Annotated in this window: 12 protein-coding genes; 4 read left to right on the forward strand and 8 right to left on the reverse strand. The window is 65.0% G+C overall.

Features of this window, described 5'->3' with window-relative positions:
• Positions 1-125: 125 nt before the first annotated feature.
• The 3 genes from JQ587_RS02950 (at position 126) to JQ587_RS02960 (ending at position 6,003) form a co-directional block, all read left to right on the forward strand.
• Positions 126-1,355: an efflux RND transporter periplasmic adaptor subunit gene (locus JQ587_RS02950; protein ID WP_212303341.1), complete on the forward strand. Its 1,230-nt coding sequence runs from the start codon at positions 126-128 to the stop codon at positions 1,353-1,355.
• Positions 1,352-4,516 (forward strand): efflux RND transporter permease subunit, encoded by a 3,165-nt coding sequence (locus JQ587_RS02955; RefSeq protein ID WP_212424367.1) that lies wholly within the window; start codon positions 1,352-1,354, stop codon positions 4,514-4,516. The genes JQ587_RS02950 and JQ587_RS02955 overlap by 4 nt, the downstream gene beginning before the upstream one ends.
• Positions 4,517-4,812: 296 nt before the next feature.
• Positions 4,813-6,003, forward strand: coding sequence for an ABC transporter substrate-binding protein (locus tag JQ587_RS02960; RefSeq protein WP_212424368.1), 1,191 nt, complete (start codon positions 4,813-4,815; stop codon positions 6,001-6,003).
• Positions 6,004-6,061: 58 nt separating this feature from the next.
• On the opposite strand, the gene JQ587_RS02965 is transcribed toward JQ587_RS02960, so the two are convergent.
• From JQ587_RS02965 to JQ587_RS02980, 4 genes are read right to left on the reverse strand one after another with little or no spacing between them, the layout of a single operon-like run.
• Complete coding sequence (locus JQ587_RS02965; RefSeq protein WP_212424369.1) at positions 6,062-6,448, reverse strand: MAPEG family protein; 387 nt, start codon at positions 6,446-6,448, stop codon at positions 6,062-6,064.
• Positions 6,449-6,474: 26 nt separating this feature from the next.
• Entirely contained in the window at positions 6,475-7,557 is a 1,083-nt protein-coding gene (locus JQ587_RS02970; RefSeq protein ID WP_212424370.1) for a lipocalin-like domain-containing protein, read from the reverse strand.
• A complete protein-coding gene (locus JQ587_RS02975) occupies positions 7,547-10,009 on the reverse strand; it encodes an ABC transporter permease (protein WP_212424371.1) in 2,463 nt (820 codons plus the stop codon). Before JQ587_RS02975 ends, JQ587_RS02970 begins: the two co-directional genes overlap by 11 nt.
• Positions 10,006-10,659 carry an ABC transporter ATP-binding protein gene (locus JQ587_RS02980; protein WP_212303347.1) on the reverse strand — a complete coding sequence of 218 codons (654 nt, stop codon included), beginning with the start codon at positions 10,657-10,659 and terminating at the stop codon, positions 10,006-10,008. Before JQ587_RS02980 ends, JQ587_RS02975 begins: the two co-directional genes overlap by 4 nt.
• Positions 10,660-10,803: 144 nt before the next feature.
• Between JQ587_RS02980 and JQ587_RS02985 the strand changes: the two genes are divergently transcribed.
• The gene (locus tag JQ587_RS02985) at positions 10,804-12,150 is read left to right on the forward strand and encodes an MFS transporter (RefSeq protein ID WP_212424433.1); all 1,347 of its coding nucleotides are present in this window, start codon (positions 10,804-10,806) and stop codon (positions 12,148-12,150) included.
• Positions 12,151-12,286: 136 nt separating this feature from the next.
• On the opposite strand, the gene JQ587_RS02990 is transcribed toward JQ587_RS02985, so the two are convergent.
• From JQ587_RS02990 to JQ587_RS03005, 4 genes are all read right to left on the reverse strand, one after another.
• Positions 12,287-13,495 carry an MFS transporter gene (locus tag JQ587_RS02990; RefSeq protein ID WP_212303348.1) on the reverse strand — a complete coding sequence of 403 codons (1,209 nt, stop codon included), beginning with the start codon at positions 13,493-13,495 and terminating at the stop codon, positions 12,287-12,289.
• 325 nt (positions 13,496-13,820) lie between these two features.
• Entirely contained in the window at positions 13,821-13,988 is a 168-nt protein-coding gene (locus tag JQ587_RS02995; protein ID WP_212303349.1) for a hypothetical protein, read from the reverse strand.
• Positions 13,989-14,076: 88 nt separating this feature from the next.
• Entirely contained in the window at positions 14,077-15,117 is a 1,041-nt protein-coding gene (locus JQ587_RS03000) for an MBL fold metallo-hydrolase (RefSeq protein WP_212303350.1), read from the reverse strand.
• 288 nt (positions 15,118-15,405) lie between these two features.
• Positions 15,406-15,864 carry a DsrE family protein gene (locus JQ587_RS03005; protein ID WP_212303351.1) on the reverse strand — a complete coding sequence of 153 codons (459 nt, stop codon included), beginning with the start codon at positions 15,862-15,864 and terminating at the stop codon, positions 15,406-15,408.

Here is a 15,864-nt window from a genome sequence, read left to right on the forward strand (position 1 = left end):
GGGCATCGTTCCGGGCTCTGCGCATGCTTTGGTCTTGAAGAGTTCATCAACTCGACCCATCTTGGGACCCCCGCGGGTAAACGCGTACCCCGCTTTTTCCGCGGCTTTTGAGGCGAGGACCTGGGATGACCGGACCAGACGGAAGCGAGCGACTCGTCAAAAGGCTTGTCAAAAAGCACGATTTCGTTCAACCGCGGCATTGCGCAGCCGCGGGCCTCCTCGCCGCGGCATTCGCGCTTAGCGGTTGCGGGCAGCCGGCCTCGCAAGCGTCGGCACCGCCGCCCGCACCGGTGACCGTGGCCCAGCCGGTCAAGCGCACCGTCACCGATTGGGACGAGTACACCGGCCGCTTCGAGGCGGTCGAGGAGGTGCAGGTGCGCCCCCGCGTCGGTGGCTTCGTCAATTCCGTCGAGTTCCAGGACGGCGCGATCGTGCATCAGGGCGACCTGCTCTACGTCATCGACCCGCGCCCGTTCGAGGCAGTGGCCGAGCAGGCGGATGGCCAGCTCTCCGACGCCCGCGCCAAGGTGGAGCTTGCCAAGCGCGAGCTCGATCGCGGTCTGAACCTGGTGCAGACCAGCGCGGTCTCCGAGCAGGTCGTCGACCAGCGCCGCCAGGCCTTGCAGGCCGCGCACGCCGCCGAGACCCAGGCCGAGGGCGCGCTGAAGGCTGCCAGGCTCAACATCGAGTTCACCCATGTCACCGCGCCGATCACCGGCCGCGTCAGCCGCCATCTCGTCAGCCCCGGCAATCTCGTGCAGGGCAGCGACAACGGCTCTTCGACCCTGCTGACCTCGATCGTGACGATGGACCCGATCTACATCTATTTCGACATGGATGAGACGACCTTCATCAAATACAGCAAGCTCTGGTTCGAAGGTAAGCGGCCGAGCTCGCGAGACACCGCGAATCCGGTGCAGGTGACGCTCGCCGGCGAGACCAGGCCGTCGCATGAAGGCTCTATCAACTTCCTCGACAACCGCCTCGATGTCTCTACGGGAACCCTACGCAGCCGCGCCGTGGTCAAGAACGCCGATCTATCGATTCTGCCCGGCCAGTTCGGTCGCGTTCGGCTGATCGGCAGCGCGCCTTACGAGGCGCTCTTGATTCCGGATGCCGCGGTCGCGACCGATCAGTCGCGCAAGATCGTGTTCGTGGTGAAGCCTGACGACACCGTGGAAGCGCGGCCCGTGGTGCTCGGGCCGCTCGATGACGGCCTGCGTGTGATCCGCGAAGGGTTGAAGGCCGAGGATCGCGTCATCGTCAATGGCATCCAGCGCGCCCGCGTTGGCGCCAAGGTCGCCCCGCAGGCCGCTCAACCGCCGGCCGGTGGCAAGGCTGGTGACAAGTCATGAATCTTGGCCGCCTCTCCATCAACCAGCCCATCCTGGCGATGGTGCTGTCGATCGTGCTCCTGATCGTCGGGACGCTCGCTTATTCGACGCTGCCGGTCTCCGAATATCCGCAGGTGGTGCCGCCGACCGTTGTCGTCACCACGCAATATCCGGGCGCCTCGGCGCAAACCGTGTCCGACACGGTCGCAGCTCCCATCGAGCAGCAGATCAATGGTGTCGAGGACATGCTGTATCTCTACAGCCAGGCGACCTCGAACGGCCAGCTCACCATTACCGTCACTTTCAAGCTGGGCACCGATCTCGACAAGGCGCAGGTGCTGGTCCAGAACCGCGTCGCGATCGCGCAGCCGCAGCTGCCGGACGAGGTGCAGCGCAACGGCGTCGTCACCCGCAAGAACTCGCCCGACATCCTGATGGTCGTGTTCATGCTGTCGCCGGACGACACGTTCGACCAGCTCTATATCTCCAACTACGCGCTGCTCCAGGTTCGCGACCAGCTGCTGCGCATCGACGGCGTCGGCGACATCCAGATCTTTGGCGCGCGCGATTATTCGATGCGGCTGTGGCTCGATCCCGATCGCATCGCCAATCTCGGCCTGACCTCGACCGAGGTGCTGGCCGCGATCCGCGCCCAGAACGTGCAGATCGCCGGCGGCCAGATTGCGGAACCGCCGATCGCCGATCGCGCCTTTCAGCCTAACCTGGTTTTCACCGGGCGACTGAAGGACCAGAAGCAGTTCGAGGACATCCTGATCAAGGCCGGCTCCGACGGCCGCACGGTACGCCTGCGCGACGTCGCCCGCATCGAGCTCGGTGCGCTCGCTTATTCGACCAACAGCTTCCTGCTGCGTAAATCCGCGGTCGCCATGCTGGTGACACAGCGGCCGGGATCGAACGCGCTCGCGACGGCAAAAAATATCTCCGACACCATGGCGAAGCTGAAGGAAAGCTTTCCGAAGGGCCTCGACTTCAACATTGGCTATAATCCAACTGAATTCATCGCGCAGTCCGTCCACGAGCTGATCAAGACCATCTACGAAGCCATGCTGCTCGTGGTCGTCGTCGTGCTGGTGTTCCTGCAGGGCTGGCGGCCGGCGATCATCCCGATCATCGCGATCCCGGTCTCGCTGGTCGGAACGTTTGCGGTGATGGCGGCACTCGGCTTCTCCATCAACAACCTCACCTTGTTCGGGCTCGTGCTCGCCGTCGGTATCGTGGTCGACGACGCCATCGTCGTGGTCGAGAATGTCGAGCGGCATCTCGAGCACGGATTGAGCCGGCGTGACGCCGCGCTGAAGACCATGGAGGAGGTCGGCGGCGCGCTGGTCTCGATTGCGCTCGTGCTCTGCGCGGTGTTCGTGCCGACGGCGTTCCTCGGCGGCATTTCCGGACAGTTCTTCCAGCAATTCGCCGTCACGATCGCGGTTGCGACCGCGATCTCCTGCTTCTGCTCGCTGACGCTGTCGCCGGCGCTGGCCTCGCAGATCCTGACTCCTCATGAGGAGAAGCGGCCGCCCGCCGCCTGGAATCTGATTGCGCGGGGTTGGAATGCCTTCACGGGCGCCTTCAACCGCGTGTTCGACCGGCTCGCGCACGGCTATGCCGGCGTCGCCAACTTCGTGATCCGGCACTCGGTGGTGATGATCCTGATCTATCTCGTGCTGATCGGCAGCGCAGGCTGGCTGATCGGGACGACGTCTCAGGGCTTCATCCCGGCGCAGGATCGCGGCTACGTCATCATCTCCGTGCAATTGCCGGGTGCGGCGTCGCTGGCGCGGACCACCGAGATCGTGCGGGAGATCGAGCGGATCTCGCTGGATACGCCGGGCATCATCCGTGTCGCCGCCTTCGCCGGTTTCTCGGGCGCCACGCGCACGCAGGCGGGCAATGCGGCCGCGCTCTTCCCGGTGTTCGATGAGCCCGAGGTGCGGCTGAAGAAGGGCCTGACGGCGAATGCCATCACGGCCGAGCTGCGCAAGCGCCTCGCCGCGATCCAGGGCGCCTTCATCATCGTGATTCCGCCGCCCGCCGTGCCCGGCATTGGCACGGGCGGCGGCTTCGCCATCCGCATCCAGGATCGGCAGGGCCGCGGGCCGGCGCTGCTGGCATCCGCGACCGACGAGCTCGTCGCCGCCGCGCGCAAATCGCCCGCGCTGCTTGCCCCCACGGTGTTCTCGCCGTTCTCGGCCAACACGCCGCAGCTGTTCGTCGACATCGACCGCACCAAGGCACAGAAGCTCGGTGTGCCCATCGCCAACATCAACGACACGATCCAGACCTATTTCGGATCGACCTATGTCAACGACTTCAACCTGTTCGGCCGCACCTATCACGTCACCGCGCAGGCTGATTTCCCGTTCCGGAAAGAGCCGAGCGATCTCGCGCGGCTGCGCACGCGCAACGCCTCCGGCGACATGGTGATGCTCGGCAGCGTGGTCGACTTCAGGGATGTCTCTGGCCCAGACCGCGTCGCACGCTACAATCTCTACGCGGCGTCCGAATTGCAGGGCGAGCCGGCGCCAGGGACCAGCTCGACCACCGCGCTCAACGCCATCAAGAAGCTCGCCGACGACACTTTGCCGAGCGGCTTCAGCTTCGAATGGACGGATCTCTCCTATCAGCAGGTTACCGGCGGCAATGCCGGCCTCTACGTGTTCCCGATCTGCGTGCTGTTCGTCTATCTCGTGCTCGCCGCGCAATATGGCAGCTGGACGCTTCCGTTCGCGGTGATCCTGATCGTGCCGATGTGCCTGCTCGCGGCCACCATCGGCGTGCGCATCATGGGCCAGGACGTCAACATCCTCACCCAGATCGGCTTCGTCGTGCTGGTGGGGTTGGCGGCGAAAAACGCGATCCTGATCGTCGAGTTCGCGCGCGACATCGAGAACGAGGGTAAGCCGCGGCTCGAGGCCGTGATCGAGGCCTGCCGCCTGCGCTTGCGGCCGATCCTGATGACGTCCTTCGCCTTCATTCTCGGCGTGCTGCCGCTGGTGATCTCGTCCGGCTCGGGTTCCGAGATGCGTCAGGCCGTCGGCGTGGCCGTGTTCTTCGGCATGATCGGCGTCACCCTGTTCGGGCTGCTGTTCACGCCGATCTTCTATGTGGTGGTGCGGAACCTGGCGGAAGGGCGGCGGGACAAGAAGCTGGAGAGAGTGACTTAAGCCTGTCTCTGCAGCCATCGGCGTCCCTACACCCTCCGCTGTCATCCCCGCGAAGGCGGGGATCCATAACCCCAGGGAGAAGGGTGGCGCGACGCTGACAACCACGAGTCTTCGCCAAACTCCTCCCTGTGGTGATGGGGCCCCGGGCTCGCGACTTCGTCGCGCCTCGGGACGACAGCGGTTATTTGACGCACAGCTGCCCTTACCAACGATCTACGCAAATTCGATGGGCACGGCCGGGGTTCTTCACTAGTATCCGCGCGATTTCAAAACAGAACACTGCTGGGAGATAACAGATGAAATCAGCACTTTTGGCCGCCGTCGCAACGTCGGCTCTGTTGCTGGCCGCGCCGGCCTCCGCGCAAGGCGTCAAGATCGGTATCCTCAACGATCAGTCCGGCGTCTATGCAGATTACGGCGGAAAATACTCGGTCGAGGCGGCCAAGATGGCGATCGAGGATTTCGGCGGCGAGGTGCTCGGCCAGAAGATCGAGATGGTCACCGCCGATCACCAGAACAAGCCCGATCTCGCCACCTCGATCGCGCGGCGCTGGTATGACGCCGACAATGTCGACATGATCACCGAGCTGACGACGTCGTCGGTGGCACTGGCCGTGCAGGACCTGTCGAAAGAAAAGAAGAAGATCGACATCGTGGTCGGCGCGGCCACGTCGAGCATCACCGGTTCTGCGTGCTCGCCCTATGGTTTCCACTGGGCGTTCGACACCCATGCGCTCGCGGTCGGCACCGGCGGCGCGCTGACCAAGGCGGGCGGCGACAGCTGGTTCTTCCTCACCGCGGACTATGCCTTCGGCTACGCGCTGGAAAAGGACACCAGCGAGATCGTCACCGCCAATGGCGGCAAGGTGCTGGGCTCGGTCCGCGTGCCCCTCAACTCCTCGGACTTCTCCTCCTTCCTGCTGCAGGCGCAGAGCTCGAAGGCGAAGATCGTCGGTCTCGCAAATGCCGGTCAGGATACGACCAACTCGATCAAGCAGGCGGCCGAATTCGGCATCGTCTCCGGCGGTCAGAAGCTCGCTGGTCTTCTGATGACGATCGCCGAGGTGAATGGTCTCGGCTTGCAGGCGGCGCAGGGCCTGGTGCTGACGGAAGGCTTCTATTGGGATCATAGCGACACGACGCGCGCCTTCTCCGAGCGCTTCTTCAAGCGCACCGGGAGGATGCCGAGCATGATCCACGCCGGCACCTATTCGGCGACGCTGAGCTATCTGAAGGCGGTGAAGGCCGCCGGCACCAAGGACACCGAGGCGGTGGCCAAGAAGCTGAAGGAGCTGCCGGTCGACGACGCCTTCGCCAAGGGCAAGGTGCTCGAGAACGGCCGCATGGTCCACGACATGTATCTGTTCGAGGTCAAGAAGCCCGCAGAATCGAAGAAACCGTGGGACTATTACAAGGAGATCGCGACCGTCCCCGGCGACAAGGCGTTCTTCACCGCCAAGGAAAGCGGCTGCCCGCTGACGAAGTGATCCTTTGTCGTCCTGGCGAAAGCCAGGACGACACTGAATGTGTGGCGCCGCAGTTGTCTCATACCAGCCTTAACACCACCGCCCCCAGCGCCCCCGCCCACAGCGCAATCGCGGCGATACCCTGGATCGCAAATCCGGGGCCACGCTTCGCGGCGGCCTGCGAATAGCCGATGAAATAGACGATACGGCCGATGATCCAGACCGCGCCGATGCCGGCCGCGACGGCGTCGCTGATGTAGATCGCGAACAGCCAGAGCGACGGCAGGAAGATCGGCATCCATTCCAGCGTGTTCATCTGGATGCGGAAGGCGCGCTCGAAATCCGGATGGCCCGACATCGCCGGCACCTTCACGCCGGTCTTAGTCCGCGATCGCGAGACATTCATGCACGTGAAGAAGAAAAACAGAATAGCGAGCAGCGTGACGAGCGCAGTCAGATGGTACATCGAAGCCTCCGGCAATCAGATGCAGCTCAATAGCCGGTCAGCTCGAGATAGCCAACGCCGTCATGTGTGCCGGCAAAGCTGATCGGCCCCTCCCAGTAAGAGAAGCCGGCCCCCATCCAGGCCCTGGGATTGAGCGGCTTGCAGAGAATCGAGAACGAGCGCGAGGGGATTGCGATCTGCCATTCCACCGGCAGCTTGCGGCCCGCAACCTCGGCGGTCGCCTTCGGACTCATTTGGATGTCGCCACCCGCAATCATCTGCGTGTCGCCATTGGCGCTGATCCAATTGCCGAACGGATAATCCCTGCCGTCTTTCTGGCGCAGCCGGTACAGCATCAGCTTGTCGCCGGATGAAAGATGCAGCGACAGCCAGTCCCAGCCGGTCTGGTCGGTATCGAGCGGCTGGCTGCTCCATTCCCTGTCCATCCAGGCCTGGCCTGAGACCTCGACCGGCTTGTCGTCGATGGTGAGCGTGCCGCGCGCGCGGTAGAATGGCTGGCTGTAATAGTACGACGCTTGGCCACGGTCGGATTTGCGGCTGTAACCGCCGTCGCCCTGCAAGACCACCGGGCGATCCGCTTCAAGCGTCAGCGCGTAGCTGAAATCCGTGCCGGAGGCTGTCAGCGTCACCGGCGACAGGGTACGATCGTCGGTGCGCTCGGCACCCTTCATCTCCCAATTGTCGATCCAGGCCGCGAACGGCTTGGCCTCGACGCCGGCCTGGCCGATACCGCCGCGCGAAAACAGCTCGTTGAAGCGGTGCGTGTCGGCGCGCGTCACCGCGGCATGCGCCATCCAGATCTGCTGATTGGCCCAGCCTTCCGCTTGCGGCCCCGGCCTCGCGGCCTGGCGAAACAGCGTCCATTGCAGCCCGCACGCCACACCGCCGCTGTCGACGAGGTTCGCCGTCAGGTACCACCACTCGATGCGAAACTCCGGATGCGGCCCATGATCGGCGGGAAAGGTGAAGGCCTTTCCGGGTGTGACCTTCGCAAAGCCGTCGGCGGTCTCGCCGAGTCCGGCATAGCCTTGCGCGCCGGCGCGGCGGGCTGCCGCGAGTGCGCCGATGCCGCCGACGAAGGCACGCCGCGAGAGTCCGTCAGCGCTCATTGGCAAACACCTTGACGAGGCTCGCCGGCTGCATCCGCGCCAGCCGCAACACCGGCAGCAGCGCGGCCAGCAGCGAGGCGACCAGCGCGACCGCGACCAGCTCGACCAGTTGCAGCGGAAAGACGTGGAACGGCAGCCGCCAGCCGAACGCCTTCACGTTGACGATCGCGATCAGGCACCACGCGACCAACAGCCCGAGCGGTACGGCCAGCAGCGATGTGAACAGCGCAACCGCTAGCGTCTTGGTCAGCTCGATCGCCGCAAGGCGGGGTCGCGTGATGCCGATCGCCCAGAGCGGCGCGAGTTGCGGCAGCCGCGAGTTCGCCAGCGTCAAGAGGCTGGTCAGGAGTGCGATGCCGGCGACGCCGAGCGTGAAGGCGTTCAGCGCCGACGTCACCGCAAAGGTGCGATTGAAGATGCGGATCGATTCCGCCTTCACGGTGGCCTGGTCGGCCACGCCGCGGTCGTCGAGCGCGAACTGCTTTTGCAAGGCTGCGATCAGGCCGGGAATGTGATCCCGTGGAACAATAAGCCCGATCCGGGTCTGCGGCGTCTGCGGAAACTGCCGGATCAGCGCCGCGACATTGACGGCGAGCTGGCCTTTGGGGTTGCCGTAGTCGGCATAGATGCCGACGATGTCGAGCTCCCAGGTCCCGCCCGGTGCCGGCACCGCGATGACGTCGCCGACACGGATATTGAGGCGGCGGCTGAGCTGCTCGCTGATGAAGGCGGCATTGCCGGGCACGAGCTGGGTCCAGGCGCGCGGCGCTGTCTCCAGCAGTGGCCAGCGTTCACGGTAGAGCGCGTGATCGGGCAGGCCGAGCAACTCCACCGGCTGGCCCGCTACCTGCGTCTCCGCGCGTCCGCCCGACAGGATCGCCTGCACCTCGCTGCGGTCCTTCAACCAGTTGCGGATCGCGGTGCCTTGCGCATTGTCGGCGGCGCTGATGTAGACGTCGGCGGCCAGCCGCCCGTCGAGCCAGCCGACAAAGGTCCGGCTGAACGTTTCCACCATGGTCGAGACGCCGACATTGACCGCGAGTGCGAGCAGCAGCGCCATCAGCGCCAGCGACAAGCCGGAGAGCTGCTGCCGGCTGTCCGCCCAGAACCACAGCGCCAGCGGCCCGCGCGCCAGACGCTGGCCTGCGACCAGGAGAATCTCGAGGAAGGCTGGCAGGATCAGCGCTGCACCGAGCATCAGCGCCGCCAGTACGCCAAACCCTGTGATCAGCGATTGTCCGTAATGAAGCAACAGCAGCGCAACCGCGAGCACGGCGCAGGCAGCGAGGCTTTGCAGGACGAGCCAGCGGCGCTGCCGCTGCTGCCAGGCGCGCGGCTGCGCCGTCGCCAGCACGGGCATCCTGATCGCCTTGATCAGGCTGGTCGCGGCCGCCAAGATGGCGCCGGCAACGCTGATGCCGATGCCGGCGAGCCACCACTGAGGTTGCAGTGTGAGCTGCCCTGGAATCTGCGCGCTATAAAGCCCGCGCAGTGACGCCGCCACATCAGGCAGCAGCGCCGCCGCGATGACATAACCGCAAACCAGCCCGATCAGGCCCGCGACCAGCGCCAGCGCCACCAGCTCGACCACCAGCACGCTATTCACCAGCCGCGCCGAAGCGCCGCAGGCGCGCAAGGTCCGCAGCATCGGCAGCCGCTGCTCGAAGGCGAGGCCGACGGCGGAATTGACGATGAAGAGGCCGACGAAGAACGACAGCAGGCCGAACGCGGTGAGGTTGAGATGGAAGCTGTCGGTCAGCCGCTCCAGCTCGGTCTCGGCGGTCGGCTCGACCTGCTGCAACTGGTCGCCGACAACGCTCTGCAACGGCGCGGGCTTGCCCTTGGCCTTGCCGATCAGCAGTCGCGAGATCTGATCCGGCTTGTTGAGGAGCCGCTGCGCCACGCCGATATCCACCACCAGCACGTCGGGCACGAGTTGCGGCTGCACGCGCAGCGGCGGCAGTTTTGCGCCGCTGCTGGTCGACGGCGCAGCACCTTCGCCCTCGTGCAGATCGTTCAGCGTCTCCCGCGCGACCAGCGTCTGGCCGGGGGCGGCGACGAAACTGCTCAAGTCCGCAGCGCCGAGGCGCGGCGCATTGCCGACATCGGCAGGCAGCGTCACCGGCTCGATGCCGAGCAGCCGCATCGATCGTCCGTTGATCTGAACCCGGCCCTCCAGCATCGGCGAGACCGGCCAGCCTGCGCGGCGGAGTTTTATGAAAAGGTCTTGTGGGAAGGTCGCTGCATTGGGTGCGACCAGTGTCGCCGTGCGCACCCCGCCGAACGTCGCCGCCGCGCGGTCATAGGCGCTGCGGGCCTGCTGATTGATCGCCTGCACGCCGCTCCACAGCGCGGTCGCCGCGATCAGCCCGATCAGAAGCGTCGCAAACTGCATCCTGTGCCGCCGCCAATGGCTGAGCAGTACGGCCAGCACCCACAGCGCGCGTCTCATGCGATCCGCCCCGCATGCAGCACGATGTGACGATCGAGTGTGCCGGCCAGATGCAGGCTGTGCGTCACCATCAGGAAGCCGCAGCCGGTGCGCGCCACGAGATCGCGCGTCAGCGCCAGCACGTCGTCGGCGGTGGCTTCATCGAGATTGCCGGTCGGCTCGTCCGCGAGCAGCAGCGACGGCTTGGTTGCCAGGGCACGGCCGATCGCGACCCGCTGCTGCTGGCCGCCCGACAATTGCTCCGGATAACGCTTGAGCAGGCCGCTGAGCCCGAGCCGTTCGACCAGCTCCTTGGTCCAGGCCGCATCATGCCGGCCGGCGATCCGCGCCTGAAAGGCGAGGTTGTCTGCGATCGAGAGACTCGGGATCAGGTTGAACTGCTGGAATACCAGGCCGATCCGGTCGCGGCGCAACGCGGCACGGCCCGAATCCGGCAGCTCCGTGACCTCCGTGTCCTGCAGGCGGATCGTGCCGCCATCGGCGGCATCCAACCCCGCGATCAGGTGCAGCAGCGTGCTCTTGCCGCTGCCGGATTCGCCGGTCAGCGCGACGCGTTCGCCGGCCCTGAGGTCGAGGTCGACGCCACGCAACACATGGACCGGCTCGCCGGCCGAGGAGAAGGTCTTTGAGAGGTTTCGGATGCTCAGCAAGATCAGTGCGCCGGACGGAATTAACACAATGCTGCGTAGCACACTTGCTGCGGAAATGCCGGGGTTGCGTTGCCGTTCAAGCCGTTGTTAGCTCCGAAGACGGCCAAATCAAAAGTGCCGAACAAAGAATATGCGGGGAGAATGATGAGCGCTCAGGGAACGCCCAATGCGGCGGGCAGGACGGCAGGGGTGTCCCAAGGGACGGGCGCAACGCCGAAGGGTGCCTGGACCGTCACTTTTCTCCTGTTTCTCTTCATGGTCGTGAACTTCGCCGACAAGATCGTCGTCGGCCTCGCCGGCGTGCCGATCATGACCGATCTGAAGCTCGAGCCCGCGCAATTCGGCGTGCTCGGCTCCTCGTTCTTCATCCTGTTCTCGGTCTCGGCCATCGTGGTCGGCTTCATCGTCAACAAGGTGCCGACGCGCTGGGTGCTGCTGACGCTGGCGGTGATCTGGGCGCTGGCGCAGTTTCCGATGGTCGGCACTGTCTCTTTCACCACGCTCCTGATTTGCCGCATCGTGCTTGGTGCCGGTGAAGGTCCGGCGGCTTCTGTCGCGACGCACGCGATCTACAAATGGTTCCCCGACGAGAAGCGCACGCTGCCGACCGCCATCCTGTTGCAGGGCTCGGCCTTCGGCGTCATCCTCGCCGTGCCGGCGCTGAACTGGGTCATCGTCAATCATTCCTGGCACTACGCCTTCGGCGCGCTCGGCGTGGTCGGCCTGATCTGGGTCTACGCCTGGCTCGCGCTCGGCAAGGAAGGCCCGCTCGAGGACACCCAGGCCCTCGCGGCCAATGAGGCGAAAATTCCCTACCTCCAACTTCTCACCTCGCGCACATTCCTCGGCTGCGTGGCCGCGACCTTCGGCGCCTATTGGGCGCTGTCGCTCGGACTCACCTGGTTCACGTCCTTCATCGTCACGGGGCTTGGTTTCTCGCAGAGCGATGCCGGCTGGATCTCGATCCTCCCCTGGGTGTTCGGCGCCACCATGGTGATTCTGACCGGCTGGATCTCGCAGGTGATGATGGCGCGCGGCTACACCACGCGCATCTCGCGTGGCGTGCTGGGCTCAGTGCCGCTGATCATCGGCGGCCTGATCCTGGCGGCGATGCCGTACGTCCCGGGTGTGGGGCTGAAAATCGTGATGCTCGTGGTCGGCCCTGGGCTTTGCAGCGCGATTTATGTCGTCTGCCCGCCGATGCTCGGCGAATTCACGCCGGCCTCGCAGCGCGGCGCCATCCTCGCGATCTACGGCGCGCTCTACACGCTCTCGGGCATCATCGCACCGAATGTGATGGGCACCGTGATCCAGCGCGCCGGCAGCATGCTCGACGGCTACATGACCGGCTTCACCATCAACGCAGTGGTGTTGGTCGGCTCCGGCGTTATCGGCCTGCTGCTGCTCTGGCCGAACACGGAAAAGGCCCGCCTGACGCGCGGTGCCGCTCCGCGGGAAACCGGGCTGAAGGGCGCCGTCTCGCCGACCTAAGCGGCGGCGCAACCAGGCCCAACCGCAATTGTCATCCCGGGGCGCGCGTAGCAGAAAGCGGTTTGGTAAGTCTTCGCAAAGCGATTGCTGCGGCATATGGGTCCCGGCCTTCGCCGGGACGACACCGAATTTGTAGCTACGCCTTGGCTTGCGTCTTCCGCTCCGTGAACGGTGACAGCACCACGGTTGCGACCATGAAGATCACGGAGGCGCCGAACACCCAATGCGGCGCGTTCTGGTCCATGATCCAGCCGAACAGCAGCGGTGAGACGATGCCGCCGAGATTGAAGCCGGTGGAGACGATGCCGAAGGCGCGGCCCGCGGCACCGGGAGGCGCCGCGTTGCGCACCAGCATGTCCCGCGATGGTGCGATCACGCCGGAGAGGAAGCCCGCGGCTGCCATTGTGGCGGTCAGCGCCCATCCGGGCAGCGTGACCAGCGCGATCAGGAGAACGATGGCCGCATTGGCGGCAAAACAGGCCGCGGCGACGTAGCCGTGGCGTTCGGTGTGGTCGGCGAGGAAGCCGCCCGCGAGCACGCCCACGGCGCCGCAGCCAAGGCATGCCGTCAGCGCGACATTGGCGACGGAATAGCTTGCGCCGTAGCCGCTCATCAGCGCGACCACGCCGAAATTGTTGATGCCGGCAACCGACAGGCTCAGCAGCATGAACAGCGCGGTCAGCGTGATCAGCGCGGGCGTGATGACGGCCTGCTTCGGCGCATTCGCGGCGCCTGGCTTGGTCTTGTGCGCGCCGGCATCGGGAATGTTCATCACCACCAGCAGCAGCGCCACCAGCGCGCCGATCGCGCCCGCTGCGAGCAGTGCGCCGACGCCTCCGGACACCGTGATCAGGGCGGCGACGATCGCCGGCGCAACGGCGCCACCAAAATAGCCGGCAAAGGTGTGGACCGAGAAAGCGCGGCCCATCCGCGCCTCGTCCATGTGCGCGGCGAGGATCGCGTAATCGGCGGGATGATAGACGCTGTTGGCGAGCCCGAGCAGCACGGCGCAAGCGATCAGCGAGGCGTAGCTCAAATGCAGGCCGAGCATGATCAGCGCCAGTCCGCCGAGGGTCAGTCCGCCGAGCAGGATCTTGCGCGCGCCAAAATGGTCGACGAGATAGCCGGTCGGCGCCTGCGTCAGCCCGGAGACGACGGCCGACACGGTCAGCGCGAAGCCGAGCTCGACATAGCCGACGCCAAGCTGCCCCTTGAGAAACGGAAACAGCATCGGCAGGACCAGCAGATGGAAATGGCTGACCCAATGCGCAATCGAAATTCCCGTCAGCGTGCGTAGCGCGCTGTCCGCCTTGCCTTGTTGCGGTGCGGCGAGAACGTCGACCATTGCAGTTCCGTTTGCGTCCTAAGAGAGGCGCAAACTATCGGGCACAGCGGTTATTTGTCCATGAACGCAGGCGCATGGCAGGTAGTGCGGGTGGGGCTCAGTCCCGTCGTCCTGGCCAAGGCCGGAGTGGTGAAGACAAGCTGCATCCCCATCGTCGTCCTGGCGTTCGCCAGGACCCACCGCACGATCTCTCGATTGGGATCGATCGCATTACCGAACTGGGTGTCTTCGCCAAACTGCGCATTGGGGTAATGGGTCCTGGCTTTCGCCAGGACGACGGCGGAGCGTGTCGCGCCGGCGCGTAGTCAAAACACACGTCTCACCCTCACAACGGCTCGTCATCGGTCCCATAGCGATCGCGCTTCGGGGTGGCGATGTCGCCGTCTTCGTAATCGTCGTCGGTGTCGCGCGGCGGCTCGGGCTTCTTGGCCTTGTCGTCCACGGTCTTCGGCGGTTCGCTCGGCTTGGCAGTCTTGTTTCCGATCTTGGCCATGGCTGATCCCGGATGGTGATGCGTCATCCGCTTCTAATCACGAAATCTATGCGGCGTCTGACCTATCTCAAGACCCGCGAGGATGTCGTCAGCCCTGCACCACCGGCCCGCCGGCCTTCTTCCAGGCATCGATGCCGCCGGCGATGTGGGCGGTGTTGGTGAGCCCGGCCTCCTTGGCGGCGGCAACAGCCATCGCCGAGCGTTCGCCGAAGGCGCAGAAGAAGACGATGCGGCGCCCCGTGGCGGCGGCGACCTCGCGCAGCATGCCGCCGGGCTTGAGGCCCTCCTCGACGCTCGGATAGGGCGTGTGCAGCGCGCCTTCGAGCATGCCGTGCTTCATCCGCTCATTGGTTTCGCGCAAGTCGACAAGCAGCATGTCGGGCCGTCCGAGCGAGCGGATCGCCTCGACCGCGCTGAGCGCTCGGCCCTCTTTCTCCAGCTCTTCCTGATGCAGGCCGACATGCATGTTGGCCGGCACCGCCACGTCCATCATCTTCGGATTGGGCAGCTTCAAGTTCGCCATCAGCTCGATATATTCGTCGACCGAGCGCACCTGGAGCCGCGGATTGTATCGCTTCTCCTCGCCGATGGTGGAAACGGTGTCGCCCTTGTAGTCGTGCGCCGGAAAGACCATCGTCTCATCGGGCAGCTTGAGCAGGCGGTTGAAGATCGAATCGTACTGCGCGCGCGATGAACCGTTCTGGAAATCCGTGCGGCCGGTGCCGCGGATGAGCAGCGTGTCACCAGTGAAGACGCGGTCGCCCATCAGATAGGAGTAGGAATCGTCGGTGTGGCCCGGCGTGTACATCACGTCGAGCGACAGGCCCTCGATCGTCACCTTGTCACCGTCGGCGACACGCATCGCCACCACGTCGGCCTTGGTCTGGTCGCCCATCACGGTCATGCAATGGGTGCGGTCGCGCAACTCGCCGAGGCCGGTGACATGGTCGGCATGCAGATGGGTGTCGACGGCCTTGACCAGCTTGAGGTCGAGCTCGCGCAGCAGCTGGCAGTAGCGGTCGACCTTCTCCAGCACAGGATCAAGGATCAGCGCCTCGCCGCCGGGGCGGCTGGCGAGGAGATAGCTGTAGGTGCCCGAAACGCTGTCGAAGAGCTGGCGAAAGATCATGGCAGGACCCGGCGTGAACTGATGCCGAGGATTCTACTACGCGGGAAGCCGGAAAGAGAAGTAATGTGCTGCTGAAATAAGAAAATTTAGAAGATTTTTATTGCGGCTTGAGACCTCAAGTGGATCTCCAAAAAAATGGTGTCGTCCCGGCGAAGGCCGGGGGACCCATTACCCCAGGGAGTAGTTTGACGAAGATCACGTCGTTCGGTACGCCGACTGCGGCGGACGAGAGGTCACGCGGTGGGCCCCGGCCTTCGCCGGGACGACAGCGGAGGGTGTGGCCAAGACCTACGGCCTCACCACCGTGTACCCGTTCTCCGCCAGAAACAGGATCTGCCCGACCCCCACCTGCACCGGCGTCGCGGCCGGGATGAACTCCGGCCGCTTGCCCGTCTCCCGCTCGATCGTGTCGACGGTGTTGAGGCAGATATCGAAGCGCACGCCCTGCGCGATCAGGCTCTCGACCTGCATGCGGCGCTCACTGCCTGACAGCAGCAGATCGATGCCGGGACCGAAGGCGACGACCTCGACCGCAATCTTGTCGGGGTCGTAGGCCTTCAGGAGATTGTTGGCGACGCTGAGCACCAGCGCCTGCTTCTTCACATCGCCATCGGAGAGCTGGAGCACGATCTTGTGTTCGGCGAACGGCTTGTCCTGGAGCGGCACCTGCTGCGCAACAGCGAGCGGCATCGCCGCCCAGGCGAGCAGCGCCAACAGCATCGCGCGAAAAATCTTGAACCGCATCAT

Origin of the sequence: Bradyrhizobium manausense, from assembly GCF_018130615.1 — a bacterium.
Lineage (GTDB): Bacteria > Pseudomonadota > Alphaproteobacteria > Rhizobiales > Xanthobacteraceae > Bradyrhizobium > Bradyrhizobium manausense_A.

Coding starts and splice junctions, on each gene's coding strand:
- JQ587_RS02950 (WP_212303341.1), top strand. CDS start 126: ATGACCGGACCAGACGGAAGCGAGCGACTCGTCAAAAGGCTTGTCAAA.
- JQ587_RS02955 (WP_212424367.1), top strand. CDS start 1,352: ATGAATCTTGGCCGCCTCTCCATCAACCAGCCCATCCTGGCGATGGTG.
- JQ587_RS02960 (WP_212424368.1), top strand. CDS start 4,813: ATGAAATCAGCACTTTTGGCCGCCGTCGCAACGTCGGCTCTGTTGCTG.
- JQ587_RS02965 (WP_212424369.1), bottom strand. CDS start 6,448: ATGTACCATCTGACTGCGCTCGTCACGCTGCTCGCTATTCTGTTTTTC.
- JQ587_RS02970 (WP_212424370.1), bottom strand. CDS start 7,557: ATGAGCGCTGACGGACTCTCGCGGCGTGCCTTCGTCGGCGGCATCGGC.
- JQ587_RS02975 (WP_212424371.1), bottom strand. CDS start 10,009: ATGAGACGCGCGCTGTGGGTGCTGGCCGTACTGCTCAGCCATTGGCGG.
- JQ587_RS02985 (WP_212424433.1), top strand. CDS start 10,804: ATGAGCGCTCAGGGAACGCCCAATGCGGCGGGCAGGACGGCAGGGGTG.
- JQ587_RS02990 (WP_212303348.1), bottom strand. CDS start 13,495: ATGGTCGACGTTCTCGCCGCACCGCAACAAGGCAAGGCGGACAGCGCG.
- JQ587_RS02995 (WP_212303349.1), bottom strand. CDS start 13,988: ATGGCCAAGATCGGAAACAAGACTGCCAAGCCGAGCGAACCGCCGAAG.
- JQ587_RS03000 (WP_212303350.1), bottom strand. CDS start 15,117: ATGATCTTTCGCCAGCTCTTCGACAGCGTTTCGGGCACCTACAGCTAT.
- JQ587_RS03005 (WP_212303351.1), bottom strand. CDS start 15,864: ATGATGCGGTTCAAGATTTTTCGCGCGATGCTGTTGGCGCTGCTCGCC.